The 26,035-nt window shown below is 70.3% G+C and carries 26 protein-coding genes, 1 tRNA gene and 1 pseudogene; 19 read left to right on the forward strand and 9 right to left on the reverse strand.

The genetic code is table 11. The features are described 5' to 3' along the window. Positions 1-70: 70 nt before the first annotated feature. From Q0P88_RS02850 to Q0P88_RS02860, 3 genes are all read right to left on the reverse strand, one after another. The gene (locus Q0P88_RS02850) at positions 71-802 is read right to left on the reverse strand and encodes a DUF559 domain-containing protein (protein ID WP_295010869.1); all 732 of its coding nucleotides are present in this window, start codon (positions 800-802) and stop codon (positions 71-73) included. A gap of 586 nt (positions 803-1,388) precedes the next feature. After that, complete coding sequence (locus Q0P88_RS02855; protein WP_295010871.1) at positions 1,389-2,141, reverse strand: SDR family NAD(P)-dependent oxidoreductase; 753 nt, start codon at positions 2,139-2,141, stop codon at positions 1,389-1,391. Further along, on the reverse strand, positions 2,138-2,998 hold the full coding sequence (locus Q0P88_RS02860; protein ID WP_295010873.1) for a fumarylacetoacetate hydrolase family protein: 861 nt from the start codon (positions 2,996-2,998) through the stop codon (positions 2,138-2,140). Before Q0P88_RS02860 ends, Q0P88_RS02855 begins: the two co-directional genes overlap by 4 nt. Positions 2,999-3,211: 213 nt before the next feature. On the opposite strand from Q0P88_RS02860, the gene Q0P88_RS02865 reads away from it, so the two are divergent. The 4 genes from Q0P88_RS02865 (at position 3,212) to Q0P88_RS02880 (ending at position 7,336) form a co-directional block, all read left to right on the forward strand. Beyond that, positions 3,212-4,519, forward strand: a complete 1,308-nt coding sequence (locus Q0P88_RS02865) for an L-fuconate dehydratase (protein ID WP_295010875.1) — start codon at positions 3,212-3,214, stop codon at positions 4,517-4,519. Further along, positions 4,512-5,492, forward strand: coding sequence for an aldo/keto reductase (locus Q0P88_RS02870; protein ID WP_295010877.1), 981 nt, complete (start codon positions 4,512-4,514; stop codon positions 5,490-5,492). Before Q0P88_RS02865 ends, Q0P88_RS02870 begins: the two co-directional genes overlap by 8 nt. 111 nt (positions 5,493-5,603) lie before the next feature. Continuing rightward, entirely contained in the window at positions 5,604-6,023 is a 420-nt protein-coding gene (locus Q0P88_RS02875; protein ID WP_295010879.1) for an RbsD/FucU family protein, read from the forward strand. A gap of 44 nt (positions 6,024-6,067) precedes the next feature. Next, the gene (locus tag Q0P88_RS02880; protein WP_295010881.1) at positions 6,068-7,336 is read left to right on the forward strand and encodes an alpha-L-fucosidase; all 1,269 of its coding nucleotides are present in this window, start codon (positions 6,068-6,070) and stop codon (positions 7,334-7,336) included. 35 nt (positions 7,337-7,371) lie between these two features. Here Q0P88_RS02880 and Q0P88_RS02885 read toward each other — a convergent pair whose 3' ends face one another. Next, on the reverse strand, positions 7,372-7,539 hold the full coding sequence (locus Q0P88_RS02885; protein ID WP_295010883.1) for a hypothetical protein: 168 nt from the start codon (positions 7,537-7,539) through the stop codon (positions 7,372-7,374). 44 nt (positions 7,540-7,583) lie between these two features. Here Q0P88_RS02885 and Q0P88_RS02890 point away from each other — a divergent pair, with 44 nt between their 5' ends. Then, on the forward strand, positions 7,584-7,778 hold the full coding sequence (locus Q0P88_RS02890) for a hypothetical protein (RefSeq protein WP_295010885.1): 195 nt from the start codon (positions 7,584-7,586) through the stop codon (positions 7,776-7,778). Between the two features lie 100 nt (positions 7,779-7,878). On the opposite strand, the gene Q0P88_RS02895 is transcribed toward Q0P88_RS02890, so the two are convergent. After that, complete coding sequence (locus Q0P88_RS02895) at positions 7,879-8,871, reverse strand: hypothetical protein (RefSeq protein ID WP_295010887.1); 993 nt, start codon at positions 8,869-8,871, stop codon at positions 7,879-7,881. 92 nt (positions 8,872-8,963) lie between these two features. Between Q0P88_RS02895 and Q0P88_RS02900 the strand changes: the two genes are divergently transcribed. From Q0P88_RS02900 to serA, 3 genes are all read left to right on the forward strand, one after another. Further along, positions 8,964-9,458: a hypothetical protein gene (locus tag Q0P88_RS02900; protein ID WP_295010889.1), complete on the forward strand. Its 495-nt coding sequence runs from the start codon at positions 8,964-8,966 to the stop codon at positions 9,456-9,458. After that, complete coding sequence (locus Q0P88_RS02905; protein ID WP_295010891.1) at positions 9,455-9,790, forward strand: hypothetical protein; 336 nt, start codon at positions 9,455-9,457, stop codon at positions 9,788-9,790. The genes Q0P88_RS02900 and Q0P88_RS02905 overlap by 4 nt, the downstream gene beginning before the upstream one ends. Before the next feature lie 178 nt (positions 9,791-9,968). Beyond that, positions 9,969-11,600, forward strand: coding sequence for a phosphoglycerate dehydrogenase (gene serA, locus Q0P88_RS02910; protein ID WP_295010893.1), 1,632 nt, complete (start codon positions 9,969-9,971; stop codon positions 11,598-11,600). A 60-nt stretch (positions 11,601-11,660) separates the two neighbouring features. Here the strand turns inward: serA and Q0P88_RS02915 are convergent, their stop codons facing one another. After that, on the reverse strand, positions 11,661-12,206 hold the full coding sequence (locus Q0P88_RS02915) for a TetR/AcrR family transcriptional regulator (protein WP_295010895.1): 546 nt from the start codon (positions 12,204-12,206) through the stop codon (positions 11,661-11,663). Positions 12,207-12,280: 74 nt separating this feature from the next. On the opposite strand from Q0P88_RS02915, the gene Q0P88_RS02920 reads away from it, so the two are divergent. The 8 genes from Q0P88_RS02920 to Q0P88_RS02955 all read left to right on the forward strand — a co-directional run bounded on the left by Q0P88_RS02920 (position 12,281) and on the right by Q0P88_RS02955 (position 21,101). Next, positions 12,281-13,816 (forward strand): MFS transporter, encoded by a 1,536-nt coding sequence (locus Q0P88_RS02920; protein ID WP_295010897.1) that lies wholly within the window; start codon positions 12,281-12,283, stop codon positions 13,814-13,816. Positions 13,817-13,920: 104 nt separating this feature from the next. Next, the gene (locus Q0P88_RS02925; protein ID WP_295010900.1) at positions 13,921-14,970 is read left to right on the forward strand and encodes a 3-isopropylmalate dehydrogenase; all 1,050 of its coding nucleotides are present in this window, start codon (positions 13,921-13,923) and stop codon (positions 14,968-14,970) included. Positions 14,971-15,020: 50 nt separating this feature from the next. Continuing rightward, a complete protein-coding gene (locus tag Q0P88_RS02930) occupies positions 15,021-16,139 on the forward strand; it encodes a branched-chain amino acid aminotransferase (RefSeq protein ID WP_295010902.1) in 1,119 nt (372 codons plus the stop codon). Between the two features lie 70 nt (positions 16,140-16,209). Continuing rightward, positions 16,210-17,265 (forward strand): phosphogluconate dehydrogenase (NAD(+)-dependent, decarboxylating), encoded by a 1,056-nt coding sequence (gnd, locus tag Q0P88_RS02935; RefSeq protein ID WP_295010904.1) that lies wholly within the window; start codon positions 16,210-16,212, stop codon positions 17,263-17,265. Positions 17,266-17,342: 77 nt separating this feature from the next. After that, positions 17,343-18,122: a fumarylacetoacetate hydrolase family protein gene (locus Q0P88_RS02940; RefSeq protein ID WP_295010906.1), complete on the forward strand. Its 780-nt coding sequence runs from the start codon at positions 17,343-17,345 to the stop codon at positions 18,120-18,122. Between the two features lie 2 nt (positions 18,123-18,124). Continuing rightward, positions 18,125-19,384, forward strand: coding sequence for an MFS transporter (locus tag Q0P88_RS02945; protein WP_295011090.1), 1,260 nt, complete (start codon positions 18,125-18,127; stop codon positions 19,382-19,384). Positions 19,385-19,425: 41 nt separating this feature from the next. Next, the gene (gene gltX / locus Q0P88_RS02950) at positions 19,426-20,934 is read left to right on the forward strand and encodes a glutamate--tRNA ligase (protein ID WP_295010908.1); all 1,509 of its coding nucleotides are present in this window, start codon (positions 19,426-19,428) and stop codon (positions 20,932-20,934) included. A 92-nt stretch (positions 20,935-21,026) separates the two neighbouring features. Continuing rightward, positions 21,027-21,101 (forward strand) — tRNA-Gln (locus Q0P88_RS02955). 107 nt (positions 21,102-21,208) lie between these two features. On the opposite strand, the gene Q0P88_RS02960 is transcribed toward Q0P88_RS02955, so the two are convergent. Together Q0P88_RS02960 and trxA are read right to left on the reverse strand one after the other, a co-directional pair. Beyond that, positions 21,209-21,724 carry a hypothetical protein gene (locus tag Q0P88_RS02960; RefSeq protein ID WP_295010910.1) on the reverse strand — a complete coding sequence of 172 codons (516 nt, stop codon included), beginning with the start codon at positions 21,722-21,724 and terminating at the stop codon, positions 21,209-21,211. Positions 21,725-21,863: 139 nt separating this feature from the next. Further along, the gene (gene trxA / locus Q0P88_RS02965; protein ID WP_295010912.1) at positions 21,864-22,256 is read right to left on the reverse strand and encodes a thioredoxin; all 393 of its coding nucleotides are present in this window, start codon (positions 22,254-22,256) and stop codon (positions 21,864-21,866) included. Between the two features lie 151 nt (positions 22,257-22,407). Here trxA and Q0P88_RS02970 point away from each other — a divergent pair. The 3 genes and pseudogenes from Q0P88_RS02970 to Q0P88_RS02980 form a co-directional block, all read left to right on the forward strand. Further along, a pseudogene (locus tag Q0P88_RS02970) lies at positions 22,408-23,928 on the forward strand (SDR family oxidoreductase); the annotation flags it as partial. 30 nt (positions 23,929-23,958) lie between these two features. Next, positions 23,959-24,369 carry a DUF4383 domain-containing protein gene (locus Q0P88_RS02975; RefSeq protein WP_295010914.1) on the forward strand — a complete coding sequence of 137 codons (411 nt, stop codon included), beginning with the start codon at positions 23,959-23,961 and terminating at the stop codon, positions 24,367-24,369. An 8-nt stretch (positions 24,370-24,377) separates the two neighbouring features. After that, entirely contained in the window at positions 24,378-24,908 is a 531-nt protein-coding gene (locus tag Q0P88_RS02980) for a hypothetical protein (protein WP_295010916.1), read from the forward strand. A 71-nt stretch (positions 24,909-24,979) separates the two neighbouring features. Here the strand turns inward: Q0P88_RS02980 and Q0P88_RS02985 are convergent, their stop codons facing one another. After that, positions 24,980-25,939 carry a DNA topoisomerase IB gene (locus Q0P88_RS02985; protein ID WP_295010918.1) on the reverse strand — a complete coding sequence of 320 codons (960 nt, stop codon included), beginning with the start codon at positions 25,937-25,939 and terminating at the stop codon, positions 24,980-24,982. Between the last annotated feature and the right edge of the window lie 96 nt (positions 25,940-26,035).

Raw genomic sequence — 26,035 nt, forward strand, 5'->3', positions numbered from 1 at the left:
GGTCGGCGGGCGATTGCTGGGCGGGCGCGCATCGGGTCGGCGGGCAAGTGCTTCGCGGAAGCGCGTCGGATCAGCCGGCGAGCGCCCGGCGGACCCGCCTCAGCACCTCGACCTCGTCCGCGAAGAGCGCTGCGGTCACCTCGATCACGGTCCACCCCGCGGCGCGGAGCGCGGCGACCCGTTCCACGTCCCGTGCGTACCGGGTGTGATGCAGGACGCCGTGGTACTCGATGGCGATCTTCCGGGCCGGGTAGGCGAGATCGACGCATCCGAGGAAGCGCCCGCGGGCATCGTAGACGTCGTGATTCAGCGCGGGCTCCGGCAAACCCGCGTGCACGATCAGGCATCGCAACGCGGATTCCCTGGGCGACCAGGAGTCCTCACGGACGAGCTCGACCGCTTCGCGGAGGCGGACGATGCCGACGCGGCGGCCGGACCCGATCGCGAGCCGAAGCTGCTCCACCGTGGACGCGGGGGCGCGCCCGGGATCAGGTCGGCCCGGCCCCTCGCGCCAGACGCGGCAGAAGGAGTCGCCCAGGGCTACCAGGTCCGTGAGGGTCAACGCTCCGAGGGATGCCCATGTGCTCGCCGGCGAGGCCACGGGGATCCCGTCGAGGATGCGGACGGACGTCGTTTCGACGCGCGCACGATTTCCGACGACACCCGCCGTACGCACGAGCGGTGCCGTGCCGAAGGCGCCGACGTGCACGGGGAGCAAACCGCCGTGGATCGCGAGCCCGTGTGCGAGGGCGAGCGGGAGCGGCCCGCCCCAGAGCGCAGCGGCGGTTTCACCGCAGAGCAATTGCCCGTCGCGCAGCCGCGGTGCGTACTCCCTGGCGCGGGCCGCCGTTCCCGTGCCTGCCGATCGAAGGGATCCTCATCCTCTACGTGCGCGGAGATGAGGTCGTCGGCGAGGTGTCGGGTGCGGATGCCGTGGAAGGGGCGGTCGAGGTCGGATCGTCGCAGCCGCCCCGCGCCCACGCCCGCTGCGATGGCCTCACTCACGGCGAACGCACGGCCGAGACTCTCGGGCAGTGCAGCAAGAGTCCTCATCCGGGCACTCTGACAGCTTCCGTCCGCGGGCGGGCGAGCTGTCCACAGGCGCCTCCCTGCCGAGCACTGCGGAGCCGTGCGGAGCCGTGCCGGATCCTCAGCTCCCGTCGCGAAAGACGCCGCTCTGGGCATCGGAGAGCGGCACTTTTCGCGACGGGAGCAGAAGTGAGCGGCGGTTCTTGCGACGGGAGGGGGTGAGCGCCGCGGCGTCAGGGGTGCCACCCAGTGACGGCGCCACCGCACCACCGCGCCGGCGCATGACCGCACCTCCGCGCAACCGCACCACGGCGCACGGGTGCCGGCGATGTCGCCGCCGGCGCCGGGTGCCTCGGGCGCTACTCGGCGCGCAGACGAAGGCGGGCCATGCCGCCGTCCACCTCGATGACCGTGCCCGTCGTGGATCCGGATGCCGGGCTGACGAGGTACAGCACGGCTCCCGCGACCTCGTCGGGCGACACCAGGCGCCCGTGCGGCTGGCGGGCGTTCAACGCAGCGCGCTCGGCCTCCGGATCCGCGGCCGAATCGAGCAGGCGCCCCACCCAAGGAGTGTCGGCGGTGCCGGGGTTGACCGCGTTCACGCGGATGCCTTCGCGGAGGTGGTCCGCGGCCATCGCGCGGGTCAGGGCCGACACGGCGCCCTTCGACGCGGAGTACAGGGCGCGCTGAGGCAGGCCCGTGGTCGAGGCGATCGAGGCGGTGTTACAGATCGCCGCGGAGGGGGAGCGGCGCAGCCACGGCAGCGCCGCGGCGCTCACCCGGGCGATGCCGGTGACGTTGATCGAGAGCACGCGCGCCCATTCGTCGTCGTCTTTAGCGCTCACATCGCCCTGCGCGCCGATCCCGGCGTTGTTCACGACGATGTCGATGCGTCCGAAGCGCTCTCCGATCGCGTCGACCGCAGCATGCACGCTCGCGCGGTCCGACACGTCTGCGGTGAACGCCGCGAAGCGCGTATCCGCGTCCGTCGCGTCGCGATCCAGCACGGCGACTTTGGCGCCCTGCGCGTGCAGGAGCGCGGCGATCGCCGCGCCGATCCCGGATGCGCCGCCCGTGACGATCGCGACGAGCCCTTCCACCTGACCGGTCATGCCTGTGCCTCCCATGCGACGAACTCCTGGCGCTGGCTCCCCAGCCCCTCGATGTCGATCTCGACGACGTCCCCGGCGCGGAGGTACGGGAACCTCCCGCCGAACGCGACGCCCTGCGGAGTCCCGGTGAGGATCAGGTCCCCAGGCTCGAGGGTCATGTACTGCGAGATGTGGTGCACGATCTCGGCGACCGAGAAGATCATGTCGCTCGTGTTCGAGTCCTGGCGCGGCTCGCCGTTCACGAAGCTGCGCAAGCGGAGACTCTGCACGTCGACCTCGTCTGGCGTCACGAGCCACGGTCCGGTCGGGTTGAAGCCGAAGGCCGCCTTGCCCTTGGACCACTGCCCACCCGAGACGTCCATCTGGAACGCCCGCTCCGAGACGTCGTTGCAGACCACGTAGCCGGCGATGTGCGCGGCGGAATCGGCGGGGGAGTCGAGGTAGGCGGTGCGGCGGCCGATCACGACGCCGAGCTCGACCTCCCAATCGGTCTTCTCGCTCCCGCGCGGGATCGTCACCGCGTCGTCGGGACCGACGACGGTGTTCGGGGTCTTCAGGAACAGGATCGGCACCGCGGGCGGCTCCGCGCCGGACTCCCGGGCGTGTGCGGCGTAGTTCTGGCCCACGCAGATCACCGCGCCGGGGCGGGCGATCGGGGATCCGATCCGCAGCGCGTCCGCGTCCGGGACCTCTTCGAGATCGCCGGCGTCGAGCGCGGCGCGCGTGCGGCCGACGGGATCTGCGGCGAGGAAGTCGCCGTTCACATCGGAGGTCACCGGACGCAGATCGTACGGGCGATCCTCGACGATGACGACCGGGATCTCGGATCCGGGCTCTCCCAGACGCGCGAACTTCATGGCTCTCCTGCCTTCTCACTGGGGACGTGCGGCTCCGCCACCCCTGGAAGGTCGAGGGGGCATCCCACGTTGACAGTATAGACATCCGATGTTTACACTCCAACTGTCGGGGACGAGACACTCCAACTGTCGGGGACGAGACACTCCAACTGTCGGGGACGAGAACGGCCTTCTGCGTCGCAGCCCTGACATCCGGCCCAGAACAGGAGAACCGTGAGCCGTATCGTGGCGCTGGAGACCAGCGATATCCGCTTTCCCACTTCGCTGAGCCTCGACGGCTCCGACGCGATGAACCCCGATCCCGACTACTCCGCGGCGTACGTGATCGTGTGCACCGACGCGGCCGACGGCATCGACGGGCACGCGTTCGTGTTCACGATCGGGCGGGGCAATGACGTGCAGGTCGCGGCGATCGACGCCCTCGCCGGTCACGTGGTCGGCAGGGAGGTCGAGCCGATCCTCCACGACATGGGCGGCTTCTTCCGGGAGCTCGTCGCGGACTCGCAGCTGCGCTGGCTCGGTCCGGAGAAGGGTGTCATGCACATGGCGATCGGCGCCGTGATCAACGCGCTGTGGGACATCAGGGCCAAGCGCGCGAAGCTTCCGCTCTGGCAGCTGCTCGCCCGGATGACGCCGGAGCAGCTCGTCGACCTCGTCGACTTCCGCTATCTCACCAACGCGCTCACCCGGGACGAGGCGCTCGGGATCCTGCGTGCCGCGGAGCCGGGCCGCTCCGCCCGCGAGCAGGAGCTGCGGGCGACCGGCTACCCGGCGTACACGACGAGTCCCGGCTGGCTGGGGTACTCGGACGACAAGCTCGCCCGCCTCGCCCGCGAGGCGATGGCCGACGGCTTCACGCAGATCAAGCTCAAGGTCGGCGCCGACCTCGACGACGACATCCGCCGATTCCGCACGGCCCGCGAGGTGTGCGGGCCGGACTTCCCCATCGCGATCGACGCGAACCAGCGCTGGGAGGTCGGCGAGGCGATCGCCTGGGTCAACGCGCTCGCCGAGTTCCACCCGGCGTGGATCGAGGAACCGACGAGCCCCGACGACGTGCTCGGGCACGCGGCGATCGCCCGCGGCGTCGCGCCGATCCGGGTCGCGACGGGTGAGCACGCGCAGAACCGCGTGATCTTCAAGCAGCTCCTGCAGGCCGGCGCGATCCAGGTCATGCAGATCGACGCCGTGCGCGTGGCCGGCGTGAACGAGAACATCGCGAACCTGCTGCTCGCCGCGAAGTTCGGCGTGCCGGTGTGCCCGCACGCCGGCGGCGTCGGGCTGTGCGAGGCCGTGCAGCACCTGTCCATGTTCGACTTCGTCGCCGTCTCCGGCAGTCGTGAGGGGCGCATGATCGAGTACGTGGATCACCTGCACGAGCACTTCGTCGTGCCGACCGACATCCGCGACGGCTCCTACACGGCTCCGACCGAGCCGGGCAACGGGATGGAGATGAAGCAGGCGAGCCGTGCCGAGTTCACCTGGACCGGCGAGCACCGGAAGGCGGGAGCCCATGTCTGAGACGGTCGACGCCGCGTCGCGGCCGGCGATCCCCGCTCTCGGCTACGGCGCCGCGAATGTCGGCAACCTGTTCCGCCGCATGACCGACGACGAGGCCTGGGCGGTGCTCGATGCGGCGTGGGAGAGCGGGATCCGCCTCTACGACACGGCGCCGCACTACGGGCTCGGGCTGTCGGAACGGCGGCTGGGAGCGTTCCTGCGCACCAAGCCGCGCGACGAGTACGTGCTCTCCACCAAGGCCGGCCGGCTTCTTCGTCCGAACCTCGCCCACGTCGAGGACGGTCTCGACACCGACAACGACTTCTTCGTTCCGGACGACGTGCAGCGCGTCTGGGACTTCTCGGAGGCGGGGATCCGTGCCAGCCTCGACGAATCGCGCGAGCGTCTCGGCATCGAGCGCATCGACATCCTCTACCTGCACGACCCGGAGCGGCACGACCTGGATCTCGCGCTCGCCGAGGCCTTCCCCGCACTCGAGACGCTCCGTGCGGAGGGGCGGGTGGGGCGGATCGGCATCGGATCCATGACCTCCGACGCGCTCGCGACCGCCGTCCGCTCCGCCGACCTCGACACGATCATGGTCGCGGGGCGCTACACGCTGCTCGAACAACCTGCCGCGGCTGACGTGATCCCCGCGTGCCTGGAGCGGGGCACGCGTGTCGTGGCCGCCTCCGTGTTCAACTCCGGGCTGCTCGCGCAGAGCGAGCCGCAGCGCTCCGGCCGCTACGAGTACGGCGCCCTGCCCGAAGACCTGTGGCGGCGGCTCACCCGGATCGCCGACGTCTGCCGTGCCCACGGCGTACCGCTGCCCGCGGCCGCGATACAGTTCCCGCTGCAGTCCCCGGCCGTCGAGTCGGTCGTGGTCGGCGGGAGCCGCCCAGAACAGCTCCGTCAGAACGTAGAACTCGCGGCGGTGGACATTCCCGCGGAGCTCTGGCGCGAGCTCGCCGCCGAGGCCCTCATCCCGGGCTAGCCCCGATCTCGCCGCCCCCTTCCGCTCCCGTCGCAGTATGTGCCGGAAAGGATCGGGGAAAACGGAAGTGATTGCGACGGGAACGATGGATCAGAAGACGAGGAGAAACCCATGTTGGAAGGAATCGACCCCTTGCTCACCGGTGAGCTGCTGCTGCACCTCGATCGCATGGGCCACTCGGACGCGGTCGTCGTGGCCGACGCGCACTTCCCGGCGTGGGCGCTCGGTGCACGTGTCGTCGACCTGCCGGGTACGACGACGCCGGACGTGCTCGCCGCGATCAGATCCGTGGTGCCGCTCGACGCCGCCCCGGGGCTCGATCTCATGGCCTCGGCGGACGGCACCGTTCTCGACGTCCAGCGCGAGCTCATGGTCGCCGCCGGCACGGAGGAGGAGACGACGCGCTTCGTGGAGCGTTTCGCGTACTACGACGTGGCGAAGAGCGCCTATCTGATGGTTCGCACGGGGGAGACCCGGAAATACGGCAACGCCCTGCTGCGCAAGGGCGTGGTCGGACACCTATCCGCATGAGCGGACTCACACGATCGACACGAGAGAGAAAAGAGACGAGCGTCATGCGACAGCAGTGGTTCGACGAGGCGCGCTTCGGAATGTTCGTGCACTTCGGCCTGTACAGTGCGGCGGCACGACACGAGTGGGTGAAGAGCTACGAACGTCTGAGCGACGAGGAGTACCAGGCCTACTTCGAGCACTTCGATCCGGACCTGTTCGATGCGCGGGCGCTCGCCCGCCGCGCGAAGGCGACGGGGATGGGCTACGTCGTTTTGACCACGAAGCACCACGACGGGTTCTGCCTGTGGGACTCGGCGCTGACCGACTACACATCGGTCCGGGCCTGCGGACGCGATCTCGTGCGCGAGTACGTCGACGCCCTCCGCGCCGAAGGGCTGAGGGTGGGCCTCTACCACTCGCTCATCGACTGGCATCACCCCGACTTCACGGTCGACGCCAACCATCCGCGCCGCGACGACGCGATCGAACACGAGCGCAACCGCGAGCGCGACATGGATCGCTACCGCGCGTATCTGCACGGACAGGTGCGCGAACTGCTGACGCAGTACGGGGAGATCGACTACCTCTTCTTCGACTTCACCTACCCCGAGGAGAGGGACGGATGGGCCGGCAAGGGCCCGACGGACTGGGATGCGGACGCGCTCCTGGCGCTCTGCCGCGAGCTGCAGCCGCAAATGCTCGTGAACGACCGCCTCGGGATCCCCGCCGACTTCGTCACTCCGGAGCAGTACCAGCCGACCGCGCCCATCGTCGTGGACGGCGTGCCCCAGGTATGGGAGGCATGCCAGACGACGAACGGATCCTGGGGCTATCACCGGGACAATCACGACCAGAAGTCCGCGGTGCTACTGGCTCAGATGCTCGCGGACTCCGTCGCGATGGACGGGAACATGCTGCTCAACGTCGGCCCGGACGGGCGGGGGAGCATCGCACCCCGCGATGAGGCCTTGCTCGCGGAGCTGGGCGAATGGATGCGTCTGCATCGGGACGCGATCGTCGGGGCGGGGCACGCCGGCTTCCCGGCGCCTCGTGAGGGCGTCTACACCCGCCGCGGCGACCGGCTCTACCTGCACCTCTTCACCTGGCCGCTGGGCTTCGTGCACCTGGACGGCCTCGGCGACGCGGTGACCTACGCGCGGCTGCTGAACGATGGATCCTGGCTGAAGACGTCCCGGACGGATCCGGAGCAGCAGGCGACGCTGATGACGCCGGCGGGGGAGGCACCGGGCACCCTCACCGTGCATCTTCCCGTGCGCCGGCCGGACGTGCTGATCCCCGTGATCGAGCTCTCCCTCGCACCGGGGGTCTGATCGAGACGGTGCCGCGGTGTCGTCCGCTTCGCGGCTCAGGCGACCGGATCGACGAGCTCCCGGGCGAGCCGCGCGGCACCGTAGAGCGCGGCATCCGGTCCTGTGCGCGCGGACTCGATCCGCAGCGTCTGCGTGGCCAGCGGGTGGCACGCCTCGTACACCCGGCTGCGCACGGCCGCGAGGAACGGTTCGCTCGCGCTCATGCCTCCGGTGAGGAACACGGGCCTACACGCGTTCCGCCGGTGCCGTGCACGTGCACGCCCTCGACCCCGCCGCGGGCGTGCTCGAACTGCCGGCCGAGCTGTCCGGAACGGTCGTCGCGCGCTGGGCGGACGGCGCGCCGGCCCAGACCGAGAGCCGACCGGACGGGGCGACGGTCGCCTGGATTCCCGAGCGACTCCGCGACGCCCCGGTCGCGGTGCTCACCGTCGAGGTTCGCTGACGCCGCGCGACGGTGCACAAGGAGACGGTGCACAAGGACGGTGCACAAGGAGGCGGAGACGGCACCGGGAACGGGCCGCCTCCGCCTCCGCGGCGTGGTCTCACGGGGTCGCGGTGGGCGCCGGCTCCGAGCCGTTCGTCGTGGCGTCGGGGATCGTCAGGGGAGCGTCGGTCCCGCTCGGCCACACGGGCGCCGGAAGGGTCGTGTCCGTCTTGCCGTCGCGGATCTCCCGCAGCGCGTCGGCGATCGCGCTGGAGTTCTCGGGCACGGGCAGCCCGCATGTGCGCAACTCGGACGCGAACTCGAGCGTGAGGCGGGTCTTGCCCGCCTCGACGGCCTGAGCAGTCGTCCCCGTGCGCTTGTCGCTGCCGGTCTGGATCGCGGGCACCTGCTCGCACACGTGGTATACCTTGCCCCCGTCGACCCAGACGACCTGGTCCTTGCCGAGGAGCTGGATCACGGTGGACTGATCGGCCGTGTACTGCTCGACGGAGGGCGGGGTGAAGTCGATCCCGAGGACGACGGCGAGCGCCGCGAGCACGATGCCGACGATGCCGGCCGTGGTCTTCTGGCCCTTGCTCATGTCCTTGTTCAGGAAGACCATGACGATCAGCGGCACGAACGCGATGATCGCGATGATCGCGCCCAGCTGGTTCTGCACGAAGAAGCGCACCGTGTCCGATCGGCGGGCCGGGTCGAGGCGATTCGCCTTCTTCCACAGGAAGGAGCCGGTGATGGACAGCGCCGCGATGACGACGAACAGGACGATGAGCGTGATGAAGGCCCATTGCGGGAATTGCGCGGTCGCTCCCTGCTGCTCGAGCAGACCGGTCTGCGGGTCGCGCACGAGCTCGCCGTCCTCGTTGACGAACTGTCGCTGACGCAGCAACCAGAAGATGCCGACCGCCTCGCCCGCGATCGCCACGATCCACAGCACCATCGCGATCCAGCGGAATCGCGTCGCGCTGGCCTTGGCGGCCGGCGTAGGCACCCAGCCCGCGGGGGGTTCCGCGGGACCGTTCTCGGGTGCCGCGGATGCCGCCGACGGTCTCGGCCTCGCGGCGGCGTTCTTCCTGGTGCTCTTCTGAGTCACGGTGGTCCTTTCCTCCCGGATGACGGCCCCCCGGATGACGGCGCCCGGATGATGGCACCGAGCATACTGGGAACTCGCCGTACGCTGGGGACATGACTTCCGACCCCGACGACGCGTTGCGCTGGGACGGTGACGAGCCGGAGCGCGCGTCCGCCCCCGCCGTCCGACCCGCGCCCCCGTCCGCCGCGTCCGCTCCGGAGCCCGACGCCGACGTGCGGTCCTCCACGGGGAGCGCGGAGCCGCGCACCGAGGCCGGGCATGACGATGCCGGGGAGGACGAGGAACGCGACGGGATCGGCAACGTCGCCCTCGTGTTCTACGGGATCATCGGCGGGGTCTATCTGCTGTTCGCCGTCGGCTGGGCGGTGGGCGGCTTCCGCCTGCGCCCCCGCGCCTCGCTGCTGCTGCCCGACGTGATGTACTTCCCGTGGCTCTGGGCCGCCGTGCTCGCCGCGCCGCTCTGGTTCGCCGCGGCGTGGGTGCTGACGCGGGGGAAGGCGAGCTGGATCCGCATCGTCGCCCTGATCGGCGGTGGCCTGCTGCTCGTCCCGTGGCCCTTCGTGATGTTCGGGACGGTGGGAGCATGAGCGCCGAGGAGACGATGGTGAAGGAACCGGCCGCGTCCCGCCCGCGAGGGCTGCTGTACGGGCTGATCGGCCTCTTCGGGCTGTTCTACGCCTACGCGATCTGGAACGCGATCGCGTACACCATCCCGCTCGCGGGCCTCGGCATCGGCACCACCGCCTGGGTCGCGCTGATCCTCTCGATCGTGCTCCCCGCCGTCGTGTTCGCCTTCGCGCTGTCGCTCACGCGCCGACGGGGCCTGGGCACCGTGGCGCTCGTGCTGCTCGCGGGCCTCGCCCTGGTCGCGGTGTTCTGGATGGACGTGGTGGGCTACACGCTCAGCGGCGCCCACTGAGTCGTCGGTGCCGCAGGACGTCGCTGAGTCGTCCGTGCCGCAGGGTGCCGCTGAGTCGTCCGTGCCGCAGGGCGTCACACGGGCCGGGCGCTCCCTTCGGCTCGGGTAGAGTGTTCGCACCACGCGCCCCATCGGTGCGGCGCAACGGTTCCCCTCCCGAAGCTTCCGAAGGAACTCTGTGCCCGAGAACGCCGTGAACACGTCCGCCCACAAGCCCGTCGTCCTGCTCGCGGAGACGCTCTCGCCCGCCACGGTGGACGCCCTGGGACCCGACTTCGACGTCCGCTCGGTCGATGGGACCGACCGTGCGGCGCTCTTCGCCGCGCTGGCCGACGCCGACGCGGTGCTGATCCGCTCCGCCACGAAGATCGACGCCGAGGCGCTCTCGCACGCGCCGGTGCTCAAGGTCGTCGCCCGCGCGGGTGTGGGACTGGACAACGTCGACATCAAGGCGGCGACCGCCGCGGGCGTCATGGTGGTGAACGCGCCGACCTCGAACATCGTGTCCGCCGCGGAGCTCACGGTCGGCCACGTGCTCAGCCTCGCCCGCCGCATCCCCGCTGCGCACGGATCCCTCTCGGCGGGGGAGTGGAAGCGCAGCTCCTACACCGGCGTCGAGCTCTTCGAGAAGACCGTCGGCATCGTCGGGCTGGGACGGATCGGCGCGCTCGTCGCCGCGCGGCTGGCCGCGTTCGACATGCGGGTCGTCGCGTACGACCCCTACGTGACGAGCGCGAGGGCCCAGCAGCTCGGCGTGCAGCTGGTCTCCCTCGAGGAGCTCGTCGCCGAGGCCGACTTCCTCACGATCCACATGCCGAAGACGCCGGAGACGACCGGCATGATCGGCGCAGAGCAGTTCCGCGCGATGAAGCCGACGGCCTACGTCGTGAACGTCGCGCGCGGCGGCCTCATCGACGAGGACGCGCTGCTCGTCGCCTTGCAGAACGGGGAGATCGCGGGTGCGGGGCTCGACGTCTTCACCTCAGAGCCGCCGGTCGAGGGCTCCACGGCCCGTGCGCTCACCGCTCTCCCGAACGTCGTGGTCACCCCGCACCTGGGAGCCTCCACCGACGAGGCGCAGGAGAAGGCCGGAGTCTCGGTCGCCCGTTCCGTGCGTCTCGCTCTCGGCGGCGACCTCGTGCCGGATGCGGTGAACGTCGCCGGCGGCCTCATCGACCCCTATGTGCGTCCGGGCATCCCGCTGACCGAGAAGCTCGGCCAGATCCTCTCCGCCCTGGCCCAGTCGCCGCTCACGAGCCTCGACGTGGAGGTGCACGGCGAGCTCAACGGCTACGACGTGAGCGTGCTGCGCCTCGCCGCGCTCAAGGGCGTCTTCACCCCGATCGTGAGCGAGACGGTCTCCTACGTGAACGCGCCGTTGCTCGCGGAGCAGCGCGGTGTCGCCGTCCGCCTCGTCCAGGACGACGTGAGCGAGGAGTACCGCAACGTCATCACGCTGCGCGGTGCGCTCTCGGACGGCAGCCAGGTGTCGGTCTCCGGCACGCTGACCGGCCCGAAGCAGATCGAGAAGCTCGTCGCGATCAACGGCCACGCCGTCGAGTTGCCCATCGAGAAGAACCACGTCGTCATGCTCTACACCGACCGCCCTGGCATCGTCGCGGTCTACGGACAGCGCTTCGGGGAGGCCGGCATCAACATCGCCGGCATGCAGATCGCCCGCGAGACCGCCGGTGGGCAGGCGCTGTCGGTGCTGACGCTCGACTCGCCGATCCCCGACGCGCTGCTGGACGAGGTGCGCGCAGCCATCGACGCGGATCTGTTCCGGCAGATCGAGCTCGTCGACGCCTGAGCGCCGGACCATCACCGACGAACCGCCGCCCTCGGAGAAAGGGCGGCGGTTCGTCGTCGCTCAGCCTTCGACGGTGCGCCGGACGAGCGCGAGAAGGGCGTCCAGATCCGCTCCCGACGGCACGATCCCGTCGGAGGCGCCGGCGTCGACCGCGTTGTTGAAGAACAGCCCGTCGCTGAGCAGGAGCACGAGGTCGAGGGCCGCCTGGTCCCGCACGGAGGGGCGGAGCTCCGCCGCGGAGCGCTCGCGCATCCGGTGCAGGCACTCGGCCGCCGCCGCGCTGCCTCCCTGCGCGAGCCGCGACACCGCGATGATCGCGCGGTCGAGGGCGTCGTTCATCATCACCGAGGTGCGCAGGTAGTACTCGACGGGACCGTCGGCGGCGCTGCGCATGCGATCGACGTCGTCGTCCACGAGCCTTTCGAGCCGTTCCCGCATCGCGGTCGCCAGGTCCTCCTTCGACGCGAAGTGGTAGAGCAGGCCGCCCTTCGAGACGCCGGCCGCTCTCGCGACGGCGTCGAGGGTCGCCGCTCGTTCGCCGTCGGTGATGAGCAGCGACTCGTAGGCGTCGAGGACGCGCTCACGGGCGTGCGGAGGTCTGGCCATGTCTGTTACTATACCAGCTGGACGGTTTAGTTATCGGGCGCCTCGTTCACCGCCCGCGAGACGAGAGGTGCAGCATGACCACCACGGCGACGATCCCCCTGTCGGAGGCCGACGGTCCCCGCGTGGGAGCGCGCGGCTGGGCGGCGCTGATCGTGCTCATGCTGCCCGTGCTGCTGGTCTCCGTCGACAACACGGTGCTCTCCTTCGCGCTGCCGGAGATCTCGACGGCGCTGAGCCCCAGCGGCGTGGAGCAGCTCTGGATCATCGACGTGTACCCGCTGGTGCTCGCGGGCCTGCTCGTCACGATGGGCACCCTCGGCGACCGGTTCGGGCGTCGGAAGCTCCTGCTCATCGGTGCGACGGGCTTCGCTCTGGTCTCCGCGGCGGCCGCGTTCGCGCCCTCGGCTGCGCTGCTCATCGCGGCGCGGGCCGCCCTCGGCGTGTTCGGTGCGATGCTCATGCCGTCGACCCTGTCTCTGCTGCGCTCCGTGTTCCAGAACCGGGAGCAGCGGCGCCTCGCCATCGCGGTCTGGGCCGCGATGTTCTCCGCGGGATCGGCTCTCGGCCCGATCGTCGGGGGAGTGCTCCTCGAGCACTTCGCCTGGGGATCCGTGTTCCTGCTCGCCGTGCCCGTGCTGATCCCGCTGCTGATCCTCGCCCCCTTCCTGGTGCCGGAGAGTCGCGACCCCCACCCGGGCCGGATCGACCTGCTCAGCATCGCGCTCTCGATGGCGACCATGATCCCGGTCGTGTACGCGATCAAGGAGTTCGCGGGCGAGGGCTTCACGCCGCTCGTGGTCGTCCTCGTCGTGATCGGTGTCGGCGCGGGCTTCCTCTTCGTGCGGCGTCAGCTGCGGGCGGAGAATCCCATGCTGGACATGGCCCTGTTCCGGCGGGGCATGTTCACCGGGGCGATCTTGGTCAACCTCCTCAGCGTCGTCGCGCTCGTCGGCTTCTTGTACTACGTCTCGCAGAACCTCCAGCTCGTCCTCGGGCTCACGCCGATCGAGTCGGGCCTCGCCCTGATCCCCGGGATGGCGATGATGATCGCCTCCGGTCTCGTCGTCGTGCCTATTGCGCGCCGTGTCCGCCCGCAGGTGCTCGTGCCGTCGGCCCTCGTCTTCTCCCTCGGCGGCTACCTTGTCGTCGCGTTCACCACGCACGCGCACGGCGTCGCCCCGCTGATCGTCTCCTTCGTGCTGCTCGGGATCGGCATCGGTGCGGCTGAGACCGTGTCGAACGAGCTGATCCTGGCGGCCGCCCCGCCGGAGAAGGCAGGCGCGGCGAGCGCCGTCTCCGAGACCGCGTACGAGCTCGGCGCGGTGCTCGGGACGACGATCCTCGGCGGGATCATCACCGCGTTCTACCGGACGGCGATCGCGATCCCCGACGGCGTGCCCGCGGACCTCGCGGAGCGTGCCCGCGAGACGCTCGCCGGGGCGTACTCGGTGGCCGAGAAGCTGCCCGCGGCGATGGGCGAGGCGCTGCGGGCGGCCGCGGCGGACGCCTTCGGGTCGGGGGTCACGGTGACCTCGCTCATCGGCGGCGCTCTCGTGGTCGCGGCCGGCGTGGTCGCCGCGACGACGCTCGGGCGCCGGCTGGGGAACTGACGGCCCGCTGCGGCATCGACGCGCGTCCGACGCAGAGCACGGAACGGCATCGGCCTCCCGATAGCCTGGAGGCCTCCACTCGTATCCATCCGCTAGGAGGGTCCATGTCCCGTGTCGTGAAGCTGGCCGTCATCCCGGGTGACGGCATCGGTCCCGAGGTCGTCGCCGAGGCGGAGCGGGTGCTCGACGCCGTCACCGCGTCCAGCGACGTGACCTTCGAGAAGACCCGCTTCTCGCTCGGCGCCGACCGCTTCCTCGCGACCGGGGACACCCTCACCGACGACGATCTCGCCTCGATCCGCGCGCACGACGCGATCCTGCTCGGCGCGGTCGGCGGCACCCCCGGCGACGCGCGCCTCAAGGACGCCAACATCGAACGCGGCCTGCTGCTGAAGCTCCGCTTCGAACTCGACCACTACGTCAACCTGCGCCCGTCCCGGCTCTACGCCGGCGCGCCGGGGCCGCTGGCCGAGCCCGGGGAGATCGACTTCCTCGTCGTCCGTGAGGGCACGGAGGGGCCGTACGTGGGCAACGGCGGTGCCATCCGCCGGGGCACGCCGCACGAGGTGGCCAACGAGACCAGCGTGAACACGGCGTTCGGCGTGGAGCGGGTCGTCCGCTACGCGTTCGACGCGGCCGAGAAGCGCCGCAAGAAGGTCACGCTCGTGCACAAGACCAACGTGCTCGTCCACGCCGGGGCCATCTGGAAGCGGATCGTCGACGAGGTGGCGGCCGAGCATCCCGACGTGGCCGTAGACTACCTGCACGTCGACGCGGCCACGATCTTCCTGGTGACCGACCCCTCGCGCTTCGACGTGATCGTCACCGACAACCTCTTCGGGGACATCCTCACGGATCTGGCCGGCGCCGTCACCGGTGGCATCGGCCTCGCCGCCTCGGGCAACATCAACCCCGAGGGCGCGTTCCCGTCGATGTTCGAGCCCGTGCACGGCTCGGCACCCGACATCGCGGGTCAGCAGAAGGCCGACCCCACCGCGGCGATCCTCTCCGTCGCGCTGCTCCTGGATCACCTGGGGCTCGCCGAGGAGTCCGCGCGCGTGCAGCGCGCGGTCACGGAGGACATCGCGGAGCGCACCGGCGCCCGCACCACTCAGCAGACCGGCACGGCGATCATCGCCCGCCTCCAGGCGTAGTCTGGATCCCGGCGCAGCCGCCGTCGCCTCGACCTGTCAGGACACGAATCATGACCATCGACCTTCCCCTCCAGGCTCCGTCCCCGGCCGGACTGATCTGGCGCGTCACCCGCAACGACGCGCCGACCGCCGACCCCGAGCGAGAGACGATCCTCGAGAACCCGGGCTTCGGGCAGCATTTCACCGACCACATGGTCGATCTCTGCTGGTCCGAGCAGGGCGGCTGGCACCGCCCGCGCGTGTCGCCCTATGGCCCGATCGCGTTGGACCCCGCCGCGGCCGTGCTGCACTACTCGCAGGAGATCTTCGAAGGCCTCAAGGCCTACCGGCACGCCGACGGCTCGATCTGGACCTTCCGGCCCGACCGCAACGCGGCCCGCCTGCAGCGCTCCGCGCGCCGCCTCGCGCTTCCCGAACTGCCCACGGAGCTGTTCATCGAGTCGCTGCGCCAGCTCGTCGCGGTCGACTCTGCGTGGGTCCCGGGCAATGCGGAGGAGAGCCTGTACCTGCGGCCGTTCATGTTCGCCAAGGAGGCCTTCCTCGGCGTCCGGGCGGCGAAGAAGGTCGCCTACTACCTGATCGCGAGCCCCGCGGGCTCCTATTTCCCGGGCGGCGTCCAGCCGGTCAACATCTGGCTCTCGAAGGACTATGCGCGTGCGGGCCACGGCGGCACGGGCGCGGCCAAGACGGGCGGCAACTACGCCTCCAGCCTGCTTCCGCAGGAGGAGGCGTACAAGAAGGGCTGCCAGCAGGTCCTCTTCCTCGACGGGGAGTACCTCGAAGAGCTCGGCGGGATGAACATCGTCCTCGTCACGCGCGACGGGCGTCTGCTCACCCCCAAATCGGATTCGATCCTCGAAGGCGTGACCGTCGACTCGATCCTTCAGCTGGCGCGGGACCGCGGCCTCGAGGTCGAGCACCGACGCATCACGATCGACGAGTGGCGCGAGGGAGCGGCGTCCGGCGAGATCGTCGGCGCGTTCGCGTGCGGGACCGCGGCGGTGGTCGTCCCGATCGGCGCGCTCAAGTCCGAGGACTTCGAGATCGTGCACGACGGGCCGGAGGCGACCGCGCTCGCGATGTCGCTGCGCGAGGAGCTCACCGACATCCAGTACGGCCGCCGGGAGGACACCCACGGCTGGCTCGTGCGACTCGACGCCGACGCCTGACCCGGGCGCACGGACACCGGCCGCCGAGGCGGCCCACACACTGCGCATCCGCGGAGGAGAGGAAATCGCTATGCAGCTCGCCATGGTCGGACTCGGACGGATGGGCGGCAACATCGTGCGCCGTCTGCTGCGCGGCGGTCACGAGTGCGTCGTCTACGACGTCAACCCCGATGCCGTCGCGACCCTGGAGAAGGAGGGCGCGGTCGGCGCGACCAGCTACGCCGACCTGGCCTCGAAGCTCGACGGCCCGCGGATCGTCTGGCTCATGATCCCCGCGAGCCTGACCGGCAAGGTCGTGGACGAGCTCGCCGAGGTCCTGCAGCCGGGCGACATCATCATCGACGGCGGCAACTCGAACTACCGCGACGACGTCCGCCGGGCGAAGGCGCTCACGCCGAAGGGGATCAGCTACGTCGACATCGGCACGAGCGGCGGCGTCTTCGGACTCGAGCGCGGCTACTGCCTCATGGTCGGCGGACCCGACGAGGCGTTCGACATCATCCGTCCTCTGCTGCGCACGATCGCGCCGGGGGCGGGGGAGGTCGAGCGGACGCCGGGACGCACGGGCGAGCTCACGGACGAGGAGCTCGGCTTCCTGCACTGCGGGCCGTCGGGCGCGGGCCACTTCGTCAAGATGGTGCACAACGGGATCGAGTACGGCGTCATGGCGGCGCTCGCGGAGGGTCTCAACCTCCTGGAGAACGCCGATGCCGGGATCCGCGAGGCGGATCACTCCGCCGAGGTCGCGCCGCTGGAGGAGCCCGAGTACTACCAGTTCGACATCGACACCCCGAAGGTCGCGGAGCTGTGGCGACGCGGATCCGTCATCTCCTCCTGGCTGCTCGACCTCACGGCCGCGGCGCTGGAGGCCAATCCGACCCTGCAGGGACTCGCCGGTCGGGTCTCCGACTCCGGTGAGGGACGCTGGACCGTCAAGGCGGCCGTCGACGTGGGCGTGCCCGTGCCGGTGCTCGCGGCGTCGCTGTTCGAGCGGTTCGCCTCGCGCGACGAGGACCGCTTCGCCAATCAGGTGCTCTCGGCGATGCGCCTGCAGTTCGGCGGTCACCAGGAGCTCCCCGCCGGCGACGTGCTGGAAGCCGGTGGCAACAAGGCGGAGCACGCCTGATCGCCTTCGCGGCCCTTCGACGCCCGCCCGGCCGTCGAAGGGCCGCGCACCTCCCGCGGCGTGGCTAGGCTGGAGCGGTGAAGATCGCGCGGTTCAGCCATGACGACGGCATCAAGTACGGCATCCTCGACGACGGCGACCTGGTGGTGCTGGCCGGGGATCCGATGTTCGCGGGATACGAGCCCACGGGGGAGCGCGTGCCGCTCGCCGATGCCGCGCTGCTCGCGCCGGTGATCCCGCGCTCGAAGGTGGTGTGCGTCGGACGCAACTACCACGATCATGCGGCGGAGCTCGGCAACGTCGCACCGGAGGAGCCCATGCTCTTCCTCAAGCCCAACACCGCCGTGATCGGCCCGGGCGACACGATCGTGCGGCCGAGCGCTCTCTCGGAGCGCACCGATTACGAGGGCGAGCTCGTCGCCGTGATCGGCCGCATCGCCAAGAACGTGAGCACCGAGAACGCCCTCGACTACGTTTTCGGCTACACGATCGGCGACGACGTGACCGCCCGTGACCTGCAGCGCAAGGACGGCCAGTGGTCGCGGGCCAAGGGCTTCGACACCTTTTGCCCGCTGGGGCCGTGGATCGAGACGGAGTTCGATCCGGCGGACGCGGAGCTCACGACCCGCGTCAACGGCGAGGTCCGCCAGCACGCCCCGCTCAGCGACATGATCCATTCCGTCGCGGACATCATCGCGTACGCGTCGGCGGTGTTCACCCTGCTCCCCGGGGACGTCATCATGACGGGCACGCCCGCGGGCGTCGGCGAGTTCCAGGCCGGGGACACGATCGAGGTCGAGATCACCGGCATCGGCACGCTGCGCAACCCCGCGCGCGACGCACTCCCGGCCGCGTGAGCATCACGACGGTCGCGCTCGACGAGCGCGCCCGCGTCCAGCGACGCACCGTGCGGATCCTGTCCCTGGGGCAGGTGCTCGGCGGAATCGCGTTCGGGGCGACGGTGTCGCTCGGCGCGCTGCTCGCGGCCGACATCTCCGGAAGCGACGCGCTCTCCGGGCTCGCGACCGCGTCGGTGACGCTCGGCGCGGCCCTCGCCGCCATCCCTCTCGCCCGTTTCGCAGCGCGCCGGGGACGACGGTTCGCGCTGACGCTGGGGAACCTGCTCGCCCTCGTGGGGATCGTCGTCGTCCTCGCCGCCGCCGCGGTGCGCGTGTTCCCGTTCCTGCTCGTCGGGATCGTGATGATCGGCATGGGCAATGCGGGCAACCTCCAGTCCCGGTTCGCGGCGACCGATCTCGCCCCGCCGCAGCATCGCGGACGGGATCTGTCGATCGTGGTCTGGGCGACGACGATCGGCGGCGTCGCCGGTCCGCTCCTGCTCGGTTCGGGCGAGCACCTCGGCCACACGCTGGGAATGCCTCCGCACACCGGCTCGTACCTGTTCTCGCTCGTGGCGCAGATCGCGGCGTTCGCGCTCTACCTGATCGCGCTGCGTCCGGATCCACTCCTCACCGCGCGGGCGCTGGGGGAGACCGGAGGCACCGCGGCGGCCGTCGAGCGCGCAGATCGTCCCGTCGCGGCCCGTTACGCAATCTTCGCGATCGCCGGTTCGCACGTCACGATGGCCGCGGTCATGGCGATGACGCCGGTGCATCTCTCGCACATGGCGATGGGCGGGATGTCCGGATCCCCGGCGAGCGGCGGAGCGGAGGAGATGGACGTCACGGTGATCGTGGGCCTCACGATCGCGCTGCACGTCGCCGGCATGTACGGGCTGTCCCCGGTCTTCGGGATCCTCGCGGACCGGTGGGGGCGACTGCGCACGGTGCTGCTCGGACAGGGGCTGCTCGTCGCGTCGCTCTGCTTCGCGATGCTGGCGGGGGAGACGACGTGGGGCGTGATCGTCGCGCTGATCCTCCTCGGCCTCGGCTGGAGCGCAGCCACGGTGGCGGGAGCCGCGCTGCTCACGGAGGCGTCCGCTCCCGCGCTGCGCACGCGCCGTCAGGGGCGCAGCGACTCGCTGATGAGCCTGAGCGCCGCCGGCGGCGCGGTGCTCGCGGGGATCATCCTGCAGTCGTCCTCCTACGCGGGTCTGGCGATCGCCGCTCTCGTGGTCGTCGTGGCGATCGTCGCGCTGTCGCCGCTCGGCAGGCGGTGACGAGAGGACCAGCGGCCGGCCCGAACTAGAATCGAAGGGCTATGGCTACTCCCGATCCCCGCACCACGACCGCGTCCGGTGCCGACGTCCGCGTCCGCTTCTGCCCGTCCCCGACAGGCCTGCCGCACGTCGGCATGGTCCGCACCGCGCTGTACAACTGGGCGTACGCCCGGCACACCGGCGGAAAGCTCGTGTTCCGCATCGAGGACACGGATGCGGCGCGGGACAGCGAGGAGAGCTTCCGACAGCTCGTCGACGCGCTCACCTGGCTCAAGATCGACTGGGACGAGGGCGTCGAGGTCGGTGGGCCGCACGGTCCGTACCGCCAGTCCGAGCGCGGCGAAATCTATCGTGACGTCATCGCGAAGCTCGTCGAAGCCGGGTCGGTCTACGAGAGCTATTCGACGGCGGAGGAGATCGACGCCCGCAACGAGGCGAACGGTCGGGCCAAGCAACTCGGCTACGACAACTACGACCGGGATCTCACGGAGGAGCAGAAGGCGGCGTTCCGCGCCGAAGGGCGTCAGCCGGCGTTGCGCCTCCGCGTGCCGGACGAAGACGTCACCTACGTCGACCTGATCCGTGGCGAGGTGACCTTCCCCGCCGGATCCTTCCCCGACTTCGTGGTGGTCCGTCCCAACGGCGCACCGCTGTACACGCTGGTCAACCCCGTGGACGACGCTCTCATGGGGATCACGCACGTGCTCCGCGGGGAAGACCTCATGCCGTCCACGGCCCGTCAGCTCGCCCTCTACTCGGCGCTCATCGATGCCGGGATCACCACGTTCGTGCCGCGCTTCGCGCACATGCCGCTCGTGCTGGGGGAGACGGGCAACAAGAAGCTGAGCAAGCGCGATCCGCAGGCAGACCTCTTCCTGCACCGCGAGCGCGGCTTCATCCACGAGGGCCTGCTGAACTACCTGGCGCTGCTGGGCTGGTCGATCGGGCCCGACCGCGACGTGTTCTCGCTGGAGGAGTTCACCGCCGCGTTCGACATCGTGAACGTCAACCCGAACCCGGCGCGCTTCGACCAGAAGAAGGCCGAGTCCATCAACGGCGACCACATCCGTCTGCTGGGGGAGCGGGACTTCGCGGAGCGGATCCTGCCGTACCTCGCCGCGGCGGACGTCTTCGAGGGGGAGCCCACTCACGAGCAGATCGTGCTGGCCTTCCGTGCGGCGCCGCTCGTGCAGGAGCGCGTGCAGCTCCTCGGCGAGGTACCGGGCATGCTCGGCTTCCTCTTCGCGAAGGACGTGTCGTACGAGGCCGACGCCCTCAAGGGCCTGCCCGAGAACGCGGCCGAGGTCCTGACCGCGTGCGCGGCTGCTCTGGAGCCGCTGGACGTGTTCACGCCCGAGGCGATCCAGGAGGCGCTGTCGTCCGCGCTCGTCGACGGGCTCGGGCTCAAGCCCCGGGTCGCCTACGGGCCGCCGCGCGTGGCGATCACCGGTCGGCGCGTGTCGCCGCCGCTCTTCGAGTCGATGGAGCTGCTGGGCAAGGACGAGACGCTGCGCCGTCTGCGCGCGCTCGCGGAGCTGCGGACGGCCTGATCGGGCGACGCGCGCGGGATCCCGCTCCGGTTTGGATCCCGCGCGCCGCTCGGGTAAGCTTGAACCTCGGTGCGAGACCCCGGTTTCGCCCTTGGGGTATGGTGTAATTGGCAACACGGCTGATTCTGGTTCAGTTGTTCTTGGTTCGAGTCCAGGTACCCCAGCCACAGAGAAGGCCCGGAAACACTGAGGAAAATCAGTGATCCGGGCCTCTGTTGTTGGAGGCGGCGGAACGCCGAGCTGCGGAAGAATCCCCGGTAGACGCGCGGGAGGCTCAGTGGCCGCGCAGGTCCCAGTCCTCGTGGAGCCACGATGGAGCGTCGCCCCACATGTATACGAGGAAGCGGTCGGACTGATCTGATTGGGTGAGAAGTCCTGAAAGGCCTCTGATGTCTTGGAGCTGCGACGAATCGCCTTGTCGCACGTTGATTGTGGTCGGGTACTCGGAGGTCCGAGACTCATCGAGAGTATCTGCTTGCTGAGCATAGTAAGACTCAAGTTCAGCAATGGGTAGATGGCTCTGGATCAACATTGCGCCGAGATACTGCATGCCGTTGCCGTTGCCCACGAGCTTGCCCGCTCGTGAGTATGAATCGACCAACTGCGTGTCCGGCGGGAGCGGCATCGAGACGAGTTGATTCTTAACGGCGTCGGCTGCTGCATCGTTCTGCGCCGAGATGGCGATTCCACCGATGACCGGAGCCAGGATGACGGCGACTACAACGACCACGGCAACCAACCATCCGTTGGGCCGGCGTCTGAGCGTTGTGCGGGAGGGCGCAGCGGTCATGTCCATGAGCCTAACCTCAGCCGATCTGCGCTAAGGGAGCGAGCTTCTTGCTCGCAACGGCTGCGAGGCGGGCCATGGCGTCGGTGTGGTCGTCGCTGAACCGGTGCAGGTACAGATGCACGGTGTCGGGCGCAGGAACTCAGACCTCGGCGCCGGGGGCGTGCTGGCCGTGCTCCTCGGCTTCGGCGACCTGTGCACGGACGTCGTCCATGTCGAGCGCACGGATCTGCTCGATGAGCGAGTCGAGCGCAGGGGCGGGCAGGGCACCGGCCTGTGCGAACACGCCGATGCCGTCGCGGAACGCCATGAGGGTGGGGATCGAGGTGATCTGCGCCATCGCCGCGAGCTGCTGCTCCGCCTCGGTGTCGACCTTGCCGAACACGATGTCGGGGTGCTGCTCGGAGGCCTTCTCGAAGATCGGACCGAACATGCGGCAGGGACCGCACCATTCTGCCCAGAAGTCCACGAGGACGATGCCGTCCTCGGTCACGGTCTTCTCGAAGTCCTCGAGCGTCAGCGCGGTCGTGCTCATGATGGGATCCCTTCCGAGGTGGTCTTCCACGCTACTCCGCGCGAGGGGCGCGCGGCGCGTTTCCCGGGCGCACGTTTGTCAACCCCGGGTCGGGGAGGACGAGGAACCATATCGTTAACCGGGTTAGCGGATTCCGGCCTGGGAGGTACGAATGACCCGCGTTCTCGTCACCGGTGCGACGGGCTACATCGGCGGGCGGCTCGTGCCGCAGCTGCTCGACGCGGGCTACGAGGTCACCTGTCTCGTGCGCTCGCCCTGGAAGCTCACCGACGTGCCGTGGCGCGACCGCGTTCGGATCGCCGAGGCCGATCTCGCGGATCCCACCGGGGTGCGCGCGGCCATGGAGGGGGCGGAGGTCGCGTACTACCTGGTTCACTCGATGGACGCAGGGCGCGGCTTCGCCCGCGCGGAACGAGAGCAGGCGGAGATCTTCGCGCAGGCGGCGGCCGACGCGGGGGTGCGTCGTCTCGTCTATCTGGGAGGCCTGCATCCGCACGAAGGACGCCTCTCGGAGCATCTCGCGTCGCGCGCCGCCGTGGGGCGCGTGTTCCTCGACTCCCCGGTGCCGGCGATCGTGTTCCAGGCGGGGATCGTGATCGGATCCGGCTCCGCCTCCTTCGAGATGATCCGCCACCTCACCGAGGTTCTGCCGTACATGCCCGCGCCCCGCTGGGTGCGCAACCGGGTGCAGCCGATCGCCGTCCGAGACGTGCTCCGCTACCTGGTACAGGCCGCCTCGATTCCCGAGGACCTCAACCGCACCTTCGACATCGGCGGTCCGGACGTGCTCCGCTACGGGCAGATGATGAACGGGTACGCGGTCGAGGCGGGACTCCCGCAGCGACCGATCGCTCCGCTTCCCGTGCTCACCCCGTGGCTCGCCTCGCAGTGGGTCAACCTCGTCACGCCCGTGCCGCGCGCGCTCGCGGTGCCCATCATCGCCTCGCTGCAGAACGACTGCGTCGCCCAGGAGCACGACATCGATCGCTACATCCCGCCACCGGAGGGCGGGCTGCTCCCGTACCGGGTGGCCGTGCGTCTCGCGCTGCGCCGCGAGCGGGCCGGGGAGGTCGAGACGAGCTGGCAGAACGCGACGGTCCCGGGGATCCCCAGCGACCCGATCCCGAGCGATCCCGAGTGGGCGGGGCACCGGGTGTTCACCGACGAGCGGGAACGCCGCAGCGCGGCGTCGCCCGCCGCCGTGTGGCGCGTGATCGAGTCGATCGGGGGCGAGAGCGGATGGCATTCGGCTCCGTTGGCCTGGGCGGCGCGCGGCTGGATCGATCGGCTCTCCGGTGGCGTCGGGATGTCGCGCGGGCGTCGTCATCCGTCGCGGTTGAACACCGGCGACGTGGTCGACGTCTGGCGTGTCGAGTCGATCGACCGGGGGAGGGCGCTCCGCCTGCGCGCCGAGATGCGCATGCCCGGCCGCGGATGGCTCGAACTGAGCGTCGAGCCGGACGGGAAGGGCAGCCTCTATCGTCAGCGCGCCGTGTTCTTCCCCAAGGGACTCGCCGGACGGCTCTACTGGGCCGTGCTGCTGCCCTTCCACGGGATCATCTTCAGCGGCATGGTGGCGAGCATCCTCGGCGAGGCGGAGCGGGAGTCCTCGCCGGCGACGGAGCGCGAATCGGTCCCATCCGATTCACAGGGGGCTCCGAACAAGGGATGAGCGGCACCGCGCCGCACTCGAGGAGGAGCAATGCGTTCGTCACCGAACCGTCTGGTCGCCGTCATCTTCGGCGCCGTCTACATCGTCGTCGGAGCCCTGGGCTTCGCCGTTACCGGAGGAGTCTCGTTCCTGGCCACTCAGGGAGGACTTCTGCTCGGGATCTTCATGGTCAACCCGTTGCACAACATCGCGCACCTGCTGATCGGCGCCGTGCTCCTGATCGCGGGCCTCGTCTCGACGCGGGCCGCCAAGGGCACCAACACGGTCATCGGCGCGGCGTACCTGCTACTGGGCATCCTCGGCTTCTTCCTCGTTGGGACGTCGGCCAACATCCTCGCGCTGAACACCTTCGACCACTTCCTGCACCTCGCGAGCGCGATCCTGCTGCTCGCGCTCGGGCTCGGAGTCGAGCGTTCCGCACCTCGCGGGGCCGTGGCCTGAGGCCGATCGTGCTCCGCACCTGGCCCGCTCTCCTGTCGTGGGGAGCGGGCCTGACCCATCTCGCGCTGGGCGCCGCCGTCATGGCGGCGCCCAGCCCTGGTCCGCGCATCGCCGTGGCGATGGGACTGATCCTCCTGGGCGCATCCGAGCTCGTCTGGGGTGCGCTGGTTCTGCGCTCCGGGCGGCTGATCTGGTCGCGCGCGCTCGCGCCGGCCGCGATGGCCGCCGTGGTGCTCGGCGGCGCATCGCTCGTCGCGGGTTCCCCGCCGCTCGCCGCCGCCATCGGCACCGCTCTCGCCATTGGTGCCGGGCTGGCCGGGATCTCGTCGGTCCGCCGCGCGCGGGGGACGGCCCGCACGGCGTCCGCGCGTCCGGTCGCCGAACGTCATCGGGCCGTCGGCACGGTGCTTGGAGCGATCCTCGTCGCGGGCCTCACCACTCCTGCGCTCGCGACCACGGATCCGGCGCTGAACGGCCAGCCGCACGGTCACGACACGTCGATCGACATGCCGATGATGGATCCGCACGCGCATCACTGATCCGCGCTCGCGGCGGCGCGCACGGCACGGATTCGGCGGCCGGGATCCGGCGCGGCCGGTCCAATCCGGCGCTATGGCAGCAGGTCCAGCAACTGCCGCTCCACACTGGGACCGTCGCGGCGGACGATGTGCCCGCGCTCGTACTGCTCGAACAGTCTCGGGTCGATGTAGCTGCTGCGCGCGACGGCGGGGGTGTTCCCGAGAGCGGTGGCCGCGGCGACGACGGCGTCCCGGATGGCCTTGTTCCTGGCGCTCTCGGTCTCCGCGACGCCCGAGCGGGCCAGGCTCGTGGCCGCGATCACCGTGCCGTGGATCGTGCGGAAGTCCTTCGCCGTGAACTCGCCTCCGGTGCGGGCGCGGACGTCGTCGTTGATCTCCGCTGGACGCAGCGGCCGCCATCGGTTCTCGTCGCGCCAGGACAGGAGCTTCCGGCGCGCGCCGCGCCGACGGAGCACGGTCAGCACGGCGGCGAGGTCGGCGTCGTCGATGTCGGTCTCCCAGGCGATGCTGCTCTTGCCGGTGAACCGCAGGCTCACGACCGGGGCAGCGATCGTCGCGTGCGATCCCCGGAGCGTCGTCAGCCCGATGCTGCCGTGCTCCTGCGCGTACGCCTCCGAACCGATGCGCAGCAGCGCCGCGTCGAGCATGCGGAACGCCGCCGCCAGCACCGTGGGCCGGGTGGGGGTCCCGAGGCGCAGATCCCGCGTCACGCTCGCCCGGGCGCGGGGGAGCGCCTGGGCGAGATCGAGGGCGCGATCGAACTTCACCTGGGCGGCGCGCTCGGCCCACTCGGGGTGGTACAGGTACTGCGTGCGCCCCGCCCCATCGACGCCGGTGGCCTGAAGGTGACCGTTCGGATACCCGCAGATCCAGACGTCCCGCCACGCGGGCGGGATCGCGAGCGCGCGGATCCGTGCCAGGTCCGTCTCATCCGTGATCCTGACACCGTCGGCCGTGCGGTACTCGAAGCCGCGCCCGCGACGAATACGGCGCAGGCCCTCGTCCTGCCCGCTGACGATCCGCAGACTCATCCCCGCACCTCCGCCCGGTCCGCGGTCGACGCGGATCCTGGATCCATCGTGCGCCGGCGCAGCGGAGCGCGGCAGGGGCTTGCGGCTCGGGCCGCA

Source organism: uncultured Microbacterium sp. (genome assembly GCF_945952435.1).
Taxonomy (GTDB): Bacteria; Actinomycetota; Actinomycetes; order Actinomycetales; family Microbacteriaceae; genus Microbacterium.